Here is a 3,311-nt window from a genome sequence, read left to right on the forward strand (position 1 = left end):
CCATATCTGCGGATTCGCCGATCACCACCAGGGCCTTGCGCCCGCGCAGCGGGTCGGCATCTTCTTTGAACAAGCTGCTCACCGCGTCGGCAACCCGGCGCACAGTAGAGGCTTTCAGCGCTTGTCCGGGTAACATACGCGCCAGCACACGCTCGCCCAGACGCTCGCGCTGAATCTGGCTCTGGGGCAGCAACATCAGATTGCTGCCAGCTTGCTTGTCGATCAAAAACCCGGCGCGCTCAAAGAAACGGATCGCTTCGGCAAAGGCTGGATCGCGCACGCGCGCGGCCTCCAACGCTTCGTCCAGCGCGGCGGGCGGATACGTGCGCTGGTAGACAAACAATAATTGCGGGCTGCCAAACTCGTACTCGCCTTGTTTGCCGCGCAGAATGCCGCGCGAAACCAGCATCTCCAGAGCCGCATTAACCGCGGCCTTACCCAGGGGCAAATCTCGGCTTTGTAGATCGCGCACCACATCACCATCGGCGAACGCCTCCCCCACCGGGCGCAGCACACAAATCAGATGCGGCAGCGGAGCGAGTTCCTGCAGACGCAAACGCAGAGCCGTATAACTCTGTTCTCCGCGGCTCAGCAAGCTCCCCAACAGATCGGGCGTCTCCCACTCCAACGTGAAAAATTGCCGCGCTGCAATGCCATTGCTCTGCCCGGCAATCGCATAAATCACTGCCAAATACCCCAGATAAACCAGCGCCAGCGCCCCAATCAGATACCAATATTGGGGATCGCGGCCAAGCGCAAACAGGAAAGATGAAAAATCCCAGCGGGTTTGCAGCGGAAGCGGAATGGTGTACGCATCAATAGCGTTGGCGGACTCGCTGCGCGTCCACAGGGTGGCTTGCCGGTTGACGAGGTCAATCTCAGCCCCCAGGGGGATGACATCCAACTTCGCCACCGGGTTCCAGCTAAATTCTTCCGGGCTAACCCAGAGATAGCCTTCGGCGTAGCGCAAACCCAGTGTGTCTTCAGCCAAATAATTTGTGACCAATCGGCGGGTCGTTGAAGGTAAACCGATTTGCGTTTCAGCCTGCAGAAAAACGGCATCGCAGTCAATCATCTCAAAATCGGAGGGTTGCCAAACGGGTTCGTCCACATTGGGCGAGAAGCGGCGCAAATGCTCATGGCGATAATCAACGACGAGCATGCCCTCATTGTCCCTGGCAACACAGACGGGGAGATCGACAAAGTTATTCTCTGGCAACCAGGTTTCGTTTTCAGCGTCGAGGCGGTAGATGCCGAAATCGCTGCCAAGCCAGAGAGTGTTATTAATCTCATAAAATCGGGCTAATGTTGAGATATTTTCAGGCAAGCCATCACTGAATGCTTCTCCATTGCGGCCAATATCATCATACCGAAAAACGCCATCGTCTGAAAAAGCGTATATTCTGCCCCCAAACGCTTGAATTCTAGCAATATCAAGATTTTCAGGAAATTCTGTCGTTGACCAAGCATCAATCCCTGGGATGAAGGTATATATTTTCCAATTGGTAAATGCTGCCCACAGCCGGTTGTCGGTAGTTTTCGCTAAATTCACAATTGTCGAATCATCTTCCATGCGATCAGTTACTGGCTGCCAGTTTTGATTCTTTCGATCAAATTGATAGGCGCGATCATTGAAAACAGCAATCCAAACCTCTCCGGTTTCTGTTTCAACAATACTGGTCACAACCGCATCTTCGGGTAATCCAATAGCCATCGGTTGCCAACCACCAGTTTCGCCATATCGATAGACTTTCCCCGCCTCAGAGTCAATCAGCCACAGTTCGCCAGAACGCGTACTGAGAAACTCATTCGCACCAACATTCGGCGGCAATCCAATACTACGATTCACCCAAACATCTGAAAAATTATCCAAATGATGAACGGCACTTACAGAATAGACCCACAATGTACCATCGCTATGAATAATAAATTTGTCAGCGGACGAAAGACCGCCAGGCACACTTTCCCAGGCTTCCAGTTCAGGGTAATAGCGATAAGGGCCGAGATTAGTATCAAGCGCCCATAAGCTATTGTTTCCAGCAACACTTATATCCGAAATCCTGGCCGCAGCCGGTAAACCGGTGTTGGCCGCTTGCCAGATACTTTCATCTGTTGAGCGGCGATAGATGCCTTTGGGATAAAAACTTATCCATAAGTCGCCATTGCCCTCCAACATCACAGGCGTACTAATATTGAGTTGCAAACCACCATTCATCGATTCCCAAATATGCGTATCCGAATTCAGGCGATAGTGCCCATTCCACAATTCACCATTCTGGCGCTCGTAGAAAAATTCGCCTGAAGGCATTCCTGCACCGTAGCTTTTCCATTCACCACTCAAGAAATACAAATTCTCTCCAGCATCTAACCACAACCGACTATCACCGGTTTCGAAAATATCACTCGCCCACCCAAAACTACTAGTTTCCCACGATTCAGTCGCAGAATTAAGTCTAAACACACCATTGCCCAATGTCATGAACCACAAGTCATCCGCGTTGCTGACAAAGAATTCTCCTAGAAAATAAGTATCGCCCAATCCATAACCAAAATTCTGCCATTCTGCGAGACCAGCATGATATCGATATACTCCCTTGCCACCTCCTAAAACAATAACCATCTGGTCAAAATGTTCAATAACGTCAACAGCATATGACTCACCGGGGAGTCCAGCAGAAATATCTAACCAATATCCGTTTTCTGAATCCCAGGCATGATATCCCTTCCAAAGTCGATTTTCATGAACGATGAAAGGGGAAAAACTTCGACGATCAGATAATCCACCATCTTGCATAACCCAAGTTTTGTTTCGCACATCATAACGGTAGACATTATTCCCATCAGGTGACCCTAAACCTACCCACAAAGTGTCATCAAATTCCGTAAAATCATCTACCTGAAACGTGTTGGGTAAATTATCATTTCGGCTTTCCCACAACTGCTGCTTGGCATCAAATTGGAATATTCCCGATTCTCCATAAATAGATGATCCAATCCCCAGCCATAATGAATCGCGTTGTAAATAGAATTGTCCGCTATAAACTTTATGTAGCAGCCCCTCACTTACCTTTTCCCAGATTTCATTTTCATCGTCAAAACGATACACCCCATCGCTATACGCGCCCCATAACGCGTCCTCAAACTCAATCAAATCTTGCGGCTGGGCTTTGTGCAAATCGGGCAAAGCCGGAAGCCTGACCCGTTCAGGGTCGGGCGCGGGGGCCAGGGAGAATTGAAGATAGGCCGGAATACTCAGCGCCATGAGCAGCGCGAAAAAGCCTGCCACCCAGCGCCAGCGGCGCAGCAGACCT

Annotated in this window: 1 protein-coding gene; it reads right to left on the reverse strand. The window is 50.3% G+C overall.

The features are described from left to right. Positions 1-3,311 (reverse strand): hypothetical protein (locus tag HN413_00200; GenBank protein ID MBT3388808.1); only part of this gene is annotated, 3,311 nt, incomplete at both ends.

Source organism: Chloroflexota bacterium, from assembly GCA_018648225.1.
Classification (GTDB): Bacteria; Chloroflexota; Anaerolineae; order Anaerolineales; family UBA11858; genus NIOZ-UU35.